Source organism: Prevotella sp. P4-119 (assembly GCF_002251345.1).
Classification (GTDB): Bacteria; Bacteroidota; Bacteroidia; order Bacteroidales; family Bacteroidaceae; genus Prevotella.
On record NZ_NPJB01000089.1, the window covers coordinates 1 to 14,621 of the forward strand.

At 48.8% G+C, this 14,621-nt stretch carries 9 protein-coding genes and 1 pseudogene; 5 read left to right on the plus strand and 5 right to left on the minus strand.

The genetic code is table 11. The annotated features are described in order from the left end of the window. A pseudogene (locus CIK89_RS14050) lies at positions 1-107 on the minus strand (IS982 family transposase); the annotation flags it as partial. A gap of 670 nt (positions 108-777) precedes the next feature. On the opposite strand from CIK89_RS14050, the gene CIK89_RS11790 reads away from it, so the two are divergent. After that, positions 778-2,838 (plus strand): M13 family metallopeptidase, encoded by a 2,061-nt coding sequence (locus CIK89_RS11790; protein WP_094391569.1) that lies wholly within the window; start codon positions 778-780, stop codon positions 2,836-2,838. A 24-nt stretch (positions 2,839-2,862) separates the two neighbouring features. Here the strand turns inward: CIK89_RS11790 and CIK89_RS13960 are convergent, their stop codons facing one another. Continuing rightward, positions 2,863-2,994 carry a hypothetical protein gene (locus tag CIK89_RS13960; RefSeq protein ID WP_256387832.1) on the minus strand — a complete coding sequence of 44 codons (132 nt, stop codon included), beginning with the start codon at positions 2,992-2,994 and terminating at the stop codon, positions 2,863-2,865. 510 nt (positions 2,995-3,504) lie between these two features. On the opposite strand from CIK89_RS13960, the gene miaB reads away from it, so the two are divergent. The 4 genes from miaB (at position 3,505) to CIK89_RS11810 (ending at position 10,497) form a co-directional block, all read left to right on the plus strand. Continuing rightward, positions 3,505-4,830, plus strand: a complete 1,326-nt coding sequence (gene miaB / locus CIK89_RS11795) for a tRNA (N6-isopentenyl adenosine(37)-C2)-methylthiotransferase MiaB (protein WP_094391570.1) — start codon at positions 3,505-3,507, stop codon at positions 4,828-4,830. Then, positions 4,827-6,659: an ABC transporter ATP-binding protein gene (locus CIK89_RS11800; RefSeq protein ID WP_094391571.1), complete on the plus strand. Its 1,833-nt coding sequence runs from the start codon at positions 4,827-4,829 to the stop codon at positions 6,657-6,659. The genes miaB and CIK89_RS11800 overlap by 4 nt, the downstream gene beginning before the upstream one ends. A 64-nt stretch (positions 6,660-6,723) precedes the next feature. Then, positions 6,724-8,541 carry an LTA synthase family protein gene (locus CIK89_RS11805; RefSeq protein ID WP_094391572.1) on the plus strand — a complete coding sequence of 606 codons (1,818 nt, stop codon included), beginning with the start codon at positions 6,724-6,726 and terminating at the stop codon, positions 8,539-8,541. A gap of 15 nt (positions 8,542-8,556) precedes the next feature. Then, positions 8,557-10,497, plus strand: coding sequence for an LTA synthase family protein (locus tag CIK89_RS11810; protein ID WP_094391573.1), 1,941 nt, complete (start codon positions 8,557-8,559; stop codon positions 10,495-10,497). Positions 10,498-10,553: 56 nt separating this feature from the next. Here CIK89_RS11810 and CIK89_RS11815 read toward each other — a convergent pair whose 3' ends face one another. The 3 genes from CIK89_RS11815 to CIK89_RS11825 form a co-directional block, all read right to left on the minus strand. After that, entirely contained in the window at positions 10,554-11,486 is a 933-nt protein-coding gene (locus CIK89_RS11815) for a lysophospholipid acyltransferase family protein (protein WP_094391574.1), read from the minus strand. Beyond that, entirely contained in the window at positions 11,483-13,252 is a 1,770-nt protein-coding gene (locus CIK89_RS11820) for a phosphoethanolamine transferase (protein WP_094391575.1), read from the minus strand. The genes CIK89_RS11815 and CIK89_RS11820 overlap by 4 nt, the downstream gene beginning before the upstream one ends. Positions 13,253-13,551: 299 nt before the next feature. Beyond that, entirely contained in the window at positions 13,552-14,283 is a 732-nt protein-coding gene (locus CIK89_RS11825; RefSeq protein WP_094391576.1) for a glycosyltransferase family 2 protein, read from the minus strand. Positions 14,284-14,621 lie beyond the last annotated feature (338 nt).

Below are 14,621 nucleotides of genomic sequence, written 5' to 3' on the forward strand. Positions count from 1 at the left end.
ACTCCGCTATTGTCTTCCAGCAAATTTCCTGCATTTTCTGCATCAAAATGTTTGCAAAACTCGTCTATAATACAAAATAATTCTGTAACTTTGCAATCGGTAGTCATATTAAATATTTTTGTAACTATTTGATTTTCACCTATAAAGGTACAAAATATTTATGAGACTACCAGCTTTTTTATAAACTATTTCTTATCCCGAACTGGGGTAAAACATAAATAGCCATTCACCCATGTGGAGGGATGATGAATCATGTCTTGTCGCATAATTGACTTTATGACATAATCTTATCCCGAATTCAGGTTTAGAGTAATTTGAAATTCCAAAAAGCATTCAAGGATGGTGTAGTGTTGGGCAATGAGACATCGGGGTGGCATGCTAAGTATGGCAGGTGGGGTGTGTATGCTTCTCGCGTACGCACATGTGTATATGCGCACATGCGCAAGTTGCGTATTTTTCGACCACTCGACCACCATTCTTTGTAACATGTTGTGCGATAACGGTTTGCTGGTGCTTGATAGGTATATCTATCGACCACCCATCGACCACCGACCGACCACCGAATGTGGTGGTCACGCATTTGTCACGTCAAATGGTTTGGTAATTCGATAACTTAATTGTACCTTTGCAGCTGCGCTGTCTAAGGTAGGCTGCACCTCGGAAAATCAAAAGAAAAGGTGTTTTCTTTTGTTTTTCTCTCGGTTTGCACTACCTTTGCACCACCAACCGATATAGAATCGGAATATCGACGCTAACAATTCATAAAAACAAAAGTATATGAAGTCAACAACAATTCTTAGTGCCTGTTGCACAGTAATGATGCTGGCAGGCAACATGGGCGCTGAAAAGGCATTTGCTCAACAGCCAACCAAGGTGCATGGCTATGCCAAAGAGAACATGAACACGGCAGTGAAGCCCGGTGACAACTTTGTGGAATATGCCACTGGTGCCTGGCTGAAAAACCATCCGTTGCGCGACGACCAAGTGACCAACGGTGCCTTCATGGACCTCTACGAGCAGAACCAGAAGCAGATTCAGGAGCTCATCTTGCAGTTTTCTACCACACCACAGCAGAAAGGTTCGTTGGGTCAGAAGATAGGAACGCTCTACAATCAGATGATGGATTCGGTGCGCCGCAATAAGGAAGGCTTCCAACCCATCGTGAAAAACCTGGAGAGAATCCGTGCCATCAAGGACCGTAAGGAATATCAGCGCGTGACAGCCGAACTGGATCGTCGTGGCGAATCGACCATGATGTATGGCATCGGTGTGTCAGCCGACCAGCGTCAAGCCGACCGCAATATCGTGGGCATAGGTCAGGGAGGACTCGGTTTGGGCACTCGCGACTACTATCTGAACGATGATGCTCAGACGCAAGCTGTGCGCAAAGCCTATATGGACTATAATACTAAATTGTTCACACTCGTGGGCTATGACGAGGCAACAGCCAAGCAGAAAGCCGATGCGGTATATGCCATAGAGAAGCGTATTGCCGAGAAGAGCTATTCCAGAGTGCAGCTGCGCGACATCAATGCCAACTATCACAAGATGTCGTTTGACGAACTCTGCGAGCAGTTCCCCGGTATCGACTGGACCACCGTATTCTGGGTATCAGGATTCCCAGCCTTCGACAGCGTGGATATGGGTCAGCCCGAACCCCTTCACGAGGTGGAGAAAGTATTGGCAGAGACATCGATCGACGATCTGAAGAGCTATGCCGAACTGCGCATCATCAGCGGTTCAGCCTCTTATATGAGCGATGACTTCCGAAAGGCTGCCTTTGCATTCTCAAGTGTGTTGAGCGGTCAGCAGCAGGACGATCCCCTTTGGAAGCGTGCCACCAATCTGGTGAATGGAGTGATGGGCAACGCCATTGGTAAGATGTACTGCGAGAAATACTTCCCCGAATCCAGCAAGAAGCGCGTGCTCGAACTGGTGCGCAATCTGCAAGTGGCACTCGGTCAGCGCATCAACGAAGCCACATGGATGAGTGCTGAGACCAAGGCCCAGGCTCAGGACAAACTGTCTAACTTCATTGTGAAGATAGGTTATCCCGACAAATGGAAAGACTATAGCAAGTTGGACATCAGCGATTCGCTCTCACTCTGCGAGAACCTTGCCAACATCTCTGAGTTCTTCACGATAGACGAACTGCAGCGTAAAGTGAACAAACCCGTTGACAAGACCGAGTGGCTGATGACCCCACAGACCATCAATGCCTACTACAATCCTACCACCAACGAGATCTGTTTCCCTGCCGGTATCCTTCAGGCTCCCTTCTTTGATCCTACAGCCGACGATGCCATCAACTACGGTGCCATCGGTGTGGTGATCGGTCATGAGATGAGTCACGGTTTCGACGATCAGGGATGCCAGTTTGACAAGACCGGCAACCAGCGCAACTGGTGGACTGCTGCCGATAAGGCTAACTTCGATAAGCGTACCGCAGTGCTCGTAGATCACTTCTCTACCATCGAGGTGGTGAACGGCAAGAAGGTGAACGGCAAGATGACTCTTGGTGAGAACATCGGCGACAACGGTGGTTTGAACATCGCGCTGCGTGCCTACCACAACGCTCAGAAGGAGGGCCATGTGATTTCGTCAGACCAGAAAGACTTCACTGCCGATCAGCTCTTCTTCCTCGGTTATGCTCGCATCTGGGCAAGCAACAACCGTGAGCAGTATATGGATATGCTCCTGACACAGGATGTTCACTCGCCCAATATGGCTCGCGTGAACGGTGCGCTGCCCCATATCGATGCTTGGTATCAGGCTTTCGGTGTGAAGAAGGGCAATCGCCTCTTCCTTCCTAAGAAGAAGCGTGCACAGGTGTGGTAACATCGCTGTTGCCCCTGTGGAGCGTCAGCTATCATGGGTGTAAACCTTGCATAGCGCTGTTGTGCATGCTGGGTTTACACCCTTTCTGTATCGTGTAGCGGTGGTGTGAACGGCAGATGGCTGAGCAAATTCATTGAGATTGGTTTGCAAATTCATTGAATTTGGTTTGCAATTTCAATGAATTTGGTTCGCAATTTCATTGAATTTGGTTTTGTATGGATGGGTTTTGTAATGCTTATGTCATGCGCATTGCATTGGTTTTTATGATCATCGGAATATAAAAGGTCACATGGAAATCAATCATCGGAATTTAGACGGAATTTAGACGGAATTTAAACGGATGTTTTGGGGGTAGCCTACGGCTAGAAATCTTTGGAGGAAATCTTTGATAAGATATGGCCTATGGCCAGAAATAATAATCTTCAACGAAAATCCCAACTGAAAATGCGCTCGAATACCTCGCTTTTGGGGAGAATTTTATTGGGGATTGCCTACGTTCGGAAAATCAAAAGAAAAGGTATTTCCTTTTGCATTCCGCTCACTTAATCGTAACTTTGAAGCTACGCTTCCAAGTTAGGCTGCACCTCGGGAATACAAAAGAAAAACGAGTTTTCCTTTTGTATTCCGCTCGGTTTGCACTAACTTTGTACCCTAAATACGAAAAAGATGAAGAAACTTTATATTGAAACCTACGGATGTCAGATGAATGTAGCTGATTCGGAGGTAGTGGCCAGCGTGATGCAAATGGCCGGATACGAACACACTGAAAACCTCGATGAGGCTGATGCAGTGTTTCTGAACACCTGTTCGATACGCGATAACGCCGAACAGAAAATATATCACCGACTCGATGCACTCGATGCCATCAAGCGCAAACGACCACTGATCATCGGCGTGATAGGGTGTATGGCAGAACGCGTGAAGGACGATCTGATAGAAAACCACCATTGCGATCTCGTGGCAGGACCAGACGCTTACCTCACACTGCCCGACCTCATAGCACAAGCGGAAAACGGACATAAAGCCATCAACATAGAACTATCTACCACAGAGACCTATCGCGACATCGTGCCACAACGACTGCATGGCGCACATATCGGAGGATTTGTCAGCATCATGAGAGGATGCAACAACTTCTGCCACTATTGCATCGTGCCCTATACACGCGGACGCGAACGGTCACGCGACGTGGAAAGCATACTCCGCGAAGTGAGAGACCTGCACGACAGAGGCTTCAAAGAGGTGACTCTGCTGGGACAAAACGTCAATAGCTACGGACTGTCGCCATCGGGAAAACGCGAGCCAGGCAGCACATCGTTCGCACAGTTGCTCCATCTCGTAGCGCAGGAGGTGCCCGATATGCGCGTGCGCTTCACCACATCCAATCCGGAAGATATGACAGAGGATATCCTACATGCCATAGCCGAAGAGCCCAATCTCTGTAAACACATCCACTTCCCGGCACAAAGCGGTAGCAACAAGATACTGAAACTGATGAACCGCAAATACACCCGCGAGCAGTATTTAGAGCGCGTGGAAGCCATACGCCGCATCATTCCCGGTTGCGGACTGACCACAGACATCTTCGTGGGCTACCACGACGAGACTCCCGAAGACCATGAGGAAACGCTCTCGCTCGTGCGTGAATGTCAGTTTGACTCTGCCTTCATGTTCAAATACAGTGAACGCCCAGGCACCTATGCTGCCAAACACCTGCCCGACAATGTGCCGGAAGAGGTGAAAATAGAACGACTGAACGAACTGATTCGCCTGCAAACAGAGGTCAGTGCCGCACAAAACCGCAAAGACGAGGGCAAGGAGTTTGACGTGTTGATAGAGTCGTTCAGTAAGCGTTCGCGCGAACAACTCATGGGACGCACCGAACAAAACAAGGCGGTGGTGATGGATAAGAAAGGACATCACATCGGCGAAACCGTACGCGTGCGTATCACAGGAAGTACCAGTGCAACATTATTCGGCGAGATACTATGAGAGAATTTATCAATGTGTTGAGGCGCTTCGTGCCTCCCTATAAGAAGTATCTGGTGTTGTCGGTGGTGTTCAACATCCTCTCGGCAGTACTCAACATCTTCTCGTTTGCCGCACTCATACCTATCCTGCAAATCATATTCAAAACCGGCGACGGTAAGGCTGCCACCGGTTGGATGGCATGGGACTGGGGCAATGCGCAAGAAGTATTGATGAACAATCTCAACTACTACGTCAACACCCTGTTGGCAGAACATGGACAGACCACCACACTGCTCTTCATCGGACTGTTTCTGGCTTTTACCACCATGCTCAAAACGGGGGCCTACTTCCTCTCATCGGCTACCATCGTGCCCATCCGCACGGGGGTGGTGCGCGATATTCGCAACCAGCTCTATCGGAAAATCACGGCGTTGCCCCTCGGATTCTTCAGCGAGGAACGCAAAGGCGATATCATTGCCCGCATGAGTGGCGACGTGCAAGAGATAGAATCGAGCATCATGTCGAGTCTTGACATGCTTTTCAAAAACCCCGTACTCATTGTGGCATACTTCACCACACTCGTCTTTATATCATGGCAACTCACCGTGTTTACCCTCGTCATCGTGCCCGTTATGGGATGGTTCATGGGATTTGTGGGCCGTAAGCTCAAAGCCAAATCGATCAAGGCACAATCGCTATGGAGCGACACGATGAGCGTGGTAGAGGAAACCCTCGGCGGTCTGCGCATCATCAAAGCATTCTGTGCCGAGGAAAAGATGCGACAGAAGTTTGACCGCATCAATACAGGCTACCGCAATGATATCATGCATGTGAACATTCGCCAACAGCTGGCACACCCCATGAGCGAGTTTCTGGGCACTGTGATGATCGTCATCGTGTTGTGGTTTGGCGGTGTATTGGTGCTCAACTACCATGCCCTGTCGGGTCCGACATTTATCTACTACATGGTTATCCTCTATTCCATCATCAATCCGCTGAAGGAGTTTTCAAAGGCTGGCTATAACATTCCGAAGGGATTGGCATCGATGGAACGTGTGGATAAGATACTCATGGCTGACGACAGCATCAAGGAGTCAGACCATCCGCAGCATATCCAGCAGTTTGAACATCAGATTGAACTGCGCAATGTGTCGTTCCGTTATGGCGACCAGTGGGTGTTGCGACATATCAACCTCACCATTCCAAAGGGAAAAACCATTGCCTTGGTAGGACAGAGCGGTAGCGGCAAATCGACACTGGTCGATCTCATTCCCCGCTATTACGATGTGCAAGAGGGCGAAGTGCTTATCGATGGCATCAATGTGAAAGACCTCGGCATACAGGATTTGCGACAGTTGATCGGTAATGTGAACCAAGAGGCGATACTCTTCAACGACTCGTTCCGCAACAATATCGCCTTCGGTGTGGAGACTGCCACCGATGAACAGGTGGCGGAAGCCGCACGCATAGCCAATGCCTACGACTTCATCATGCAGAGCGAACAACAGTTTGATACCAATATCGGCGACCGCGGCGGACGCCTGTCGGGCGGTCAGCGTCAGCGTGTCAGCATTGCACGTGCGATATTGAAAAATCCTCCAATACTCATACTCGACGAAGCTACATCGGCACTCGATACCGAGAGTGAGCGCTTGGTACAGGATGCACTGGAGCGACTGATGAAGCAGCGCACCACCATAGCCATTGCCCACCGACTCAGCACCATACGCAATGCCGACGAGATATGTGTGCTCCATGAGGGACATATCGTAGAGCGTGGCACCCACGAGTCACTCCTGGCGATGGATGGATTCTATAAACGACTCAACGATATGCAGAACTTAGGATAAGCCACTGTGGTGGCATCCGACAGGAAAACAACATCAACACGATCAACAAACAAGGGTAACAACGATGAAAGGTATCATAGGAAGATTCCAACTCATGCTGGGCGACTATATCAAGATGATAGGCATCTTTATAGCCGCGAAGCTCTGTTTCATGCTCGCACTGCGCAGCAACCATCCGTTTGAAGGGGCTGACGTCTGGCAAGTGGTGAAGCACGGACTGTCGCTCGACCTCTCTACGGCACTCTATCTGACGATTGTGCCCTTCTTGGTGATGGCGGTATCGGTGTGGTGGAAGCGCACGGAGGTGTTGCGCAAAGTTCTCAACGGCTATTATGCCGTAGTGGCTTTCATCCTCGCCTTGGCATTTGTGGCTGATACGAGCCTTTATCCGTTCTGGGGATTCAAGCTCGATGCCTCCTGTTTACAGTTTCTTTCCACTCCAGGTGACGCTTTTGCCAGCGTCAGCATAGGTTATATCGTGTGGAGAGTGGTGATCATAGCAGTGGTGACAACGGTGATTGCCGTGCTGATGATGCGTTGCAGATGGCATTTCAAAGTGACCTGCCGCCGCTGGATAGCCATGCTGCTGATGGTGGCAACGGTGCCGTTGATGGTCATCGGTATTCGTGGCGGATTGGATGAATCGACCACCAATATCGGACAGGTGTATTTCTCGCAGAACCAATTCCTCAATCACGCAGCGGTCAACCCGGTGTTTAGTTTTCTGGCATCGATGGAAAGAACTGCCAGCGACCAGACAGACTACCACTATATGGACGATGAAACATGTGAGAAACTGACTGCACAACTCTTTCCCACAACGAGTACAGACACTGATTCGCTACTCACCACGCAGCGTCCTGACATCATCGTCATCTTGCTGGAAAGTGCGGGAGGCGAGTTTACTGATATCGGTGGACGTACCGACATCATGCCGAATCTATGCCGACTGACGCGCGAAGGCATCTATTTCGACAACTGTTACGCCAATTCGTGGCGCACCGACAGAGGAACGCTATGCACTTGGAGCGGCTATCCATCGTTTCCTACCACCTCTGTGATGAAGATGCCGGCTAAGTCGAGAAGTCTCCCCAACATGGCAGCAACGCTTGCCCGACAGGGTTACAATACCCACTATCTATACGGTGGCGACATCAATTTCACGAATATGAGAAGTTATCTCGTGGGCGGAGGTTTCAGTCAACTGACGTGGAAAGCTGACTATAGCCAGGAAGAACAACAGTCGGCGGAGTGGGGCGTACGCGATGATATCACGTTTGAAACGTTGAGGCAACTGACAGATACCATGGCGAGACCCTATCTCATCGGGTATAGCACCCTCAGCAGTCATGAGCCATGGGATGTGCCTGTGCATCGTTTCGATGACAAAGTGCTCAATGCGTTCTATTATCTCGACCAGTGTATCGGTCAGTTCATTGCCCAGTTGAAGCAATCGCCACAGTGGAAGAACACCTTGGTGGTGATGCTGCCCGACCATGGTATCAACTATAAAGACATTGACGAAACGCATCAGGTGAGAAACCACATACCCATGCTATGGGTGGGAGGCGCAGTCAAAACTCCTAAGCGCATCAGTAAGCTATGCAACCAAACAGACTTGGCTGCCACACTGTTGGCACAGCTGGGCATCGACCATGCTGACTTTGGCTTCAGCCGCGATGTGCTGAGCAACTCCTATAGCTATCCCTTTGCCTATCATACCTATAATAATGGATTCTCACTGGTGGATTCTACGGGATATGTGGTCTATGATCTGAACTCAGAAAAGGTGATTGCCGGCAACTCAACGGATAAGGAACGACTCGTCAGGATGGGTAAGGCGCTGTTGCAAAAAACATCGGCGGACCTGAAAAAACGATAAACGAAAGGACTGAAAATGAAACAACTGAAATACATAGCACCGTTGGTGGCGGTGGCATACAATATGATTTTGGCATACGCTGTCTATATGTTGGCGCGTGTGGCATACTTGCTTGACAACTGGACACACTTTGCTGAGAACATGACATTCAGCCATTTTCTCAGTCTGTGCAGGGGCGGACTGGTGTTCGACACCGCTGCACTCTTGGTGACCAACGGCTTGTGGATGGTGCTCATGCTATTGCCGCTATGGTTGAAGGAACGTTTCTGGTATCACCGCATGTGTCGCATCTTGTTTGTAACCATCAACGGTTTGGCTCTGGTGGCCAATCTGTGCGATGCTGCCTACTTCCCCTTTACCATGCGACGCACTACCACAACGGTGTTTAGCGAGTTTCAGAACGAAGGAAACCTCGGTGGCATCGTCATGAAAGAACTGCTCCACCACTGGTATTTCGTGGTGCTGGCAGTGGTTGTCATCTATGGATTGTGGCGCTTATACCGTTCGCCAAGAATGGAAGCCAAGTGGCTGTCGCCCTGGCGCTACGCTGTGGCAATGGTGTTGTCGCTGGCGGTAGTCACTCCATTGGCTATCGGTGGCATACGTGGAGGATTCACAAAGGCTGTGAGACCCATCACTGTGAGCAATGCCAATCAATATGCTGAGCGGCCCAGCGAGGCAGCACTGGTGCTCAATACGCCGTTCTCACTCTATCGTTCGATAGGTAAATCGGTCTTTGTGGTGCCCACCTATTATCATAACGAGGCAACCATGGCAGCTATCTATACACCGGTGCATGCTGCTGCAGAAGGTCCGATGAAGAAGAAAAACGTGGTGGTACTCATCGTGGAGAGCTTCGGCAGGGAGTATATCGGTGCGCTCAACCGCGATTTGGAACAGGGAACATACAAGGGATATACGCCCTGTGTGGATTCATTGATAGGTCGGAGCGTCACGTTTAAATACAGTTTCTGCAACGGCAGAAAGAGCATTGACGGCATGCCCAGCGTACTTTCCAGTATTCCAATGTTTGTAGAACCATTCTTCCTCACACCATCAGCCATGAACGATGTGGGCGGTTTGGCATCTATGTTGGCAGGGGAAGGCTACCAAACAGCATTCTTCCATGGCGCACAGCGCGGATCTATGGGCTTTCAGGCATTTGCCACGAAGACCGGATTCCAACACTATTACGGCAGAGAAGACTTCAATCAGGACAAACGCTTCGGCGGTGATGAAGATTTCGACGGTACATGGGCTATATGGGATGAACCTTTTATGCAGTATTATGCTACGAAGATGGGAGAAATGAAACAACCGTTCATGACAGCACTGTTTACTGCATCGAGCCATCATCCCTTTGTCATTCCCGAAAAATATAAGCAGCGCTTCCCCGAAGAACAGCTCGTCATCCATAAATGTATTCGCTATACGGATATGGCGATAGGCAAATTCTTCCAAACGGCATCGCGCCAACCATGGTTTAAAAACACTATTTTTGTGTTGACGAGCGATCATACCAACCTCAGTAACCATCCCGAATTTCAGTCAGACCTCGGTGGTTTCTGTTCGCCCATCATCATCTATGCACCCGATGGCAGTTTGACACCGGCGATAGAAGACAAGGTGGCGCAGCAAATAGATATACTGCCAACAGTCATGGGACTGTTGAATTACCCCAAGCCCTACTGTGCCTTTGGCATCGATGTGTTGCAGACAGCAGGCAAAGACACATGGGCAGTGAACTATCTCAACGGCATCTATCAGTATGTCAAATATGGTTATGTGTTGCAGTTTGACGGTCAGAAGACCAAAGCCATCTATCGGTTGGATGACAGACTGATGCAGCGAAATCTGAAAGGTCGTGTTGATGTGGAGCAAAAAATGGTGCGCGAGCTCAAAGCCATCATACAGCAGTACATGGAACGAATGACGCAAAACAGGCTGAAACTCTGAGCAGAAGGAGAAGATGAATAGCGATTGAAAACTATTCAGAAGTGCCTTTGGGGTATCTATTCGCGTCGTCGAATCACCTTGCCATCCACTGTTTCATAAAAACGGTTGAACTTTTCGCGTGTACGCTTCCATCGGTTGTGACTCCAAAGCCATAATTCAGGGCGCTTACGAATAGTATCTTCCAACAGTTGGAAATAACGGTCGGTAATGGCATATTCAGGCATTTTGTCCGGTTCGCGCGTCACGAGTTTGAATTCTACTTCATAATATCCACGCTTGACACGGCTCACTTCCATATAAAACACCGCATGGTTCATGCTGCGGGCAATACGCTCTGTGCCGGTAAGTACGGGTGTGTCGTGGTGAAGGAAATTGCACCAGTGGTGGATATTCTGCCACATCGGCACCTGATCGGATATGTAGCCGATCACAACGGGTTGTCCTTCTTTGCGGTATCTCACCATTTCGCGCAGTGTATTATTCATGGCAATACACTTTGCACCGAATCTTTGGCGCATGCGAAGAAACAGTTTATCGAAGTCTTTATTCTCCAATGGATGGTAAATCTGTCCACAATGTGCCTTGGGCGTAACCCACAAAGGCAGTGAAGTAATCCACTCCCAGTTGCAATAGTGACCCAGATAGATCGCACACGACTGTCCGCTTTCCACCACCTCGTTGATGCGTTCAGCGCTTTTGAACACCATTCGGCGTTTTATTTCTGCCTTGCTCATGGTCAACAGTTTGATACTTTCTACCATATAATCGCAGAAGAAGTGGTAAAAGCCGCGTTCCACATCTTGGTGTTCCTCGGCGGTCATCTCAGGAAAAGCAGTGACAATATTGGTCCAGACGGTGCGACGACGGTAGCCCACGATACGGTAGAGCACCAGATACAATACGTCTGACAGAACATAAAGTACGCGGAGTGGCAACAGCGAAATGATGTACCACAGGGTAAAGACGATGTAATAGAGGATTTTTTTCATATCTGTGAGGATTTGTCGTCTGCAATTCTTGCCTTCCCCTCATAGGTCAGCAGGTCGTCACGGGTGTATTTATATTGTTTGCTGGCTAATGATGACGTCTCGTCGAAATGGTTGGATTCCACATCAAAGATACCGCACATCAGTTCATAGACTAAGTCGTTGGTGAAATATCTGTTGCTATTGGCTTTGAGTGCCTCTACGCGTTCGGGATGACAAGACAGGTATTCGTCGGAGAGATGAATGAAGAGCGGGATGCGCGTGGCGCCGAATCCAGAGAAATTGGGCGATCGATGGCGGTCGGGAACAGTAGCGTGATCGCTGAAATAGACCATGGCCTGGAGGTTCAGGTGTGTCTTGGCATACTCATAGAACTGCTCTAAAACGCTGTCAGTATAGCGAATGGAGTTTTCAAAGTTTGCTATATTGTCCTGTACTCCACGTTCGCCCCATACGGTACGGTCTGCCGGATAGCGGTTGAGGAAATTGAAATGGCTACCTTTCAGATGCAGCACGAGGAGGTTGTTGACATTGGGATCGAGTTCTTCGAGAAATGCTGTCATGCTTTCATCGTATTGCACCTTTCCCAAATCCTGCTTCGTCCATTTCGCTACATCGGCGGTGTTTGCCACCAAAGTGATAGGTGTATCGTTGGCACCAAGGTGTCCTTGGTTGCTATACCAGTGTACTCTGTATCCTAACCGGTGTGCAATATCGATGATAGAACAGGAGTCGTAGAATTGGCGTCCGTTGTATTGGTTGTATTCGGTAAGGGCTTTTTCCAGCGACTGCACGGTGTGCATGGCGCAACTGTAGGCATTTGGAAACAGAATGGTACGCCTGTTGTCCTCCGTCATGCGGCGCATCCATGGCGTCGTGTCGTGTTCCATGGGTGTAAAGGCACTCATATAGTCACGAGATGCAGACTCTCCAATCACCATCATGATGGTTGACGGACGTTGGAAAGCCTTTCCTAAGGGTTTGACGTGAAGGTCCTTCAACCGTCGTTCCATTTCGCTGACATACCGATGGTCGTTGGCTGCATACTCTCGGATATCTAACCAGAGGCGAACAATGCCGGAGCGGACGAACATGCCGCGGTGGGGTTTGAAGATATACCAAGCGAAAAAGAGGGCAACGGCAACAAGCAGTGCAATCTTCCACGGTGTTTCTGGTACTGTTGTGTTGTGGTTTCCGACGATGAATCCAGCAAGCAGTGCCACGATGGCCATCAGTAGCAGCACCACTTTCCATAAGGGATAGGAACGTGAAAACTCAATGATTTCGTTGGGATGCGAGTCCTGTACGATCTTCATGCCATTGGCATCGATACATGTTCCATAGAGCATATAATAGACCCACAAGGATATACTGATCAACAGGAGCATCCATTCAGCAATGGCGGCAATCACTCCGCCCCCTAAAAGACCGATGGCGGCGAAGAGGCCGAAGAAGTATATGCCACATGAAATCTCACCATAGTTTTCGTAGTCGGGTGATATTTTGCGGTTGGTGAGGTGGAATATCAGCGGATAAGTTATTGCCCATACAGCTCCAGAAAGTGCAGCAAGTGCAAGAGGCATGTTGGGTTGTGCTCCGACGATGGCGATGGGAAGCCATACCAATATGGCGGCAGCAGCAAAGCGGCGGGTCTGTTGCCCGCGTGCGCTATGGCTCATGCCCTTGTTACATCCATAATAGATGGCACAACTGGCGGCAAATGTCAGCAATAGTCCGATGGCTATTGTCCAAAATTGTATAGTTACCATAGTACAAAGGTAGTGCAAACCGAGCGAAATACAAAGAAAAACCTCGTTTTTCTTTTATTTCCGAGGTGCCGCCTACCTTGGGGCTGTCAAGCCCAAAGTAGTGCAAACCGAGCGAAAAACAAAGAAAAACCTCGTTTTTCTTTTATTTCCGAGGTGCCGCCTACCTTGGGGCTGTCAAGCCCAAAGTAGTGCAAACCGAGCGAAAAACAAAGAAAAAGCTCGTTTTTTCATTTATTTCCGAGGTGCCGCCTACCTAAGCGACGCGGTCGTAGGGGAGTGATGGCGAGACAATACAGCCTTTATTTTCCTTTCAAGCGACACATGATGTAGGGCACTGCCAAGCGTGCAACAAACTTGATTCGCTGTGGGAAAGGAATGGTTTCGCATACCACTTTGATGTTGTCGAACAGTCCTGACGATCGCTTACTGTTAGACACACCGGTGGTGTCGAAGATGGCTATCGGTATATTGATATACTGGAAACGAGCCCCCTGTTGATACTGTTGGATGAAAAACTTATAGTCTGCTGACAGTCTGTGGTGTATGTCGAATGGAATATCGACAAGACATTGTCGTCTGACAAACACACATTGATGGCAAAAGAGCATGCGGTGGTAGAGGCGGTAGTGCGCTGGTGCAGCCTTGACATGGTTGTCTTTAACCACATCACCATAGACAATGTCCGCTGCATCCCATTTGTTGGAGAAAACTTGATGGAGCACATCATCTGTAGCAAAGGTGTCGCCAGCATTCATGAATATCACCCATTGTCCCGAACACCTGCTCACGCCTTTGTTCATGGCGTCGTAGATTCCCTTATCGGGTTCGCTACTCCATTGTGTCACCGTTCCCTGGTCAGCATAGTGCTGTATGATGGCTAAGCTATTGTCGGTAGATTTACCGTCAACCACGATAGTTTCTTTGTTGCCGTATTGTTGTTTTTGTATGCTGTCGAGGGTTTTTTCCAGCATAGCTCCAGCATTGTATGTAACAGTGATAATACTTACCTTTGGAATATTAAGTTCTGTCATGCGTGTTATTTTCGTACAAAGGTAGTGCAAACCGAGAGGAATACAAAGAAAAACCCCGTTTTTCTTTTATTCCCGAGGTGCCGCCTACCTAAGAAATAGGATTTCAAAGGTAGTGCAAACCGAGAGGAATACAAAGAAAAACCAAATAAAGTTGTGCATTTTCTTTGGTTATTCGCTCGCTTAATCGTACTTTTGAGCCTGTGGCTCTTAGTGAAATGCACCCCTAAAGTTAGACATAAAGCTTTTAGAGGTACATTATGAGTAGTTTTCATTCATTAAAAGAAAGATTAGAAACAGTATTAAAGGTAAAGTCTGGCGTACCCATCGTCCAGTTATGC

Bases quoted from the DNA above. Each gene is read 5' to 3' on its own strand.
- miaB (WP_094391570.1), top strand. From the start codon at position 3,505: ATGAAGAAACTTTATATTGAAACCTACGGATGTCAGATGAATGTAGCT.
- CIK89_RS11810 (WP_094391573.1), top strand. From the start codon at position 8,557: ATGAAACAACTGAAATACATAGCACCGTTGGTGGCGGTGGCATACAAT.
- CIK89_RS11805 (WP_094391572.1), top strand. From the start codon at position 6,724: ATGAAAGGTATCATAGGAAGATTCCAACTCATGCTGGGCGACTATATC.
- CIK89_RS11815 (WP_094391574.1), bottom strand. From the start codon at position 11,486: ATGAAAAAAATCCTCTATTACATCGTCTTTACCCTGTGGTACATCATT.
- CIK89_RS11790 (WP_094391569.1), top strand. From the start codon at position 778: ATGAAGTCAACAACAATTCTTAGTGCCTGTTGCACAGTAATGATGCTG.
- CIK89_RS13960 (WP_256387832.1), bottom strand. From the start codon at position 2,994: ATGAATTTGCAAACCAATCTCAATGAATTTGCTCAGCCATCTGCCGTT.
- CIK89_RS11820 (WP_094391575.1), bottom strand. From the start codon at position 13,252: ATGGTAACTATACAATTTTGGACAATAGCCATCGGACTATTGCTGACA.
- CIK89_RS11825 (WP_094391576.1), bottom strand. From the start codon at position 14,283: ATGACAGAACTTAATATTCCAAAGGTAAGTATTATCACTGTTACATAC.
- CIK89_RS11800 (WP_094391571.1), top strand. From the start codon at position 4,827: ATGAGAGAATTTATCAATGTGTTGAGGCGCTTCGTGCCTCCCTATAAG.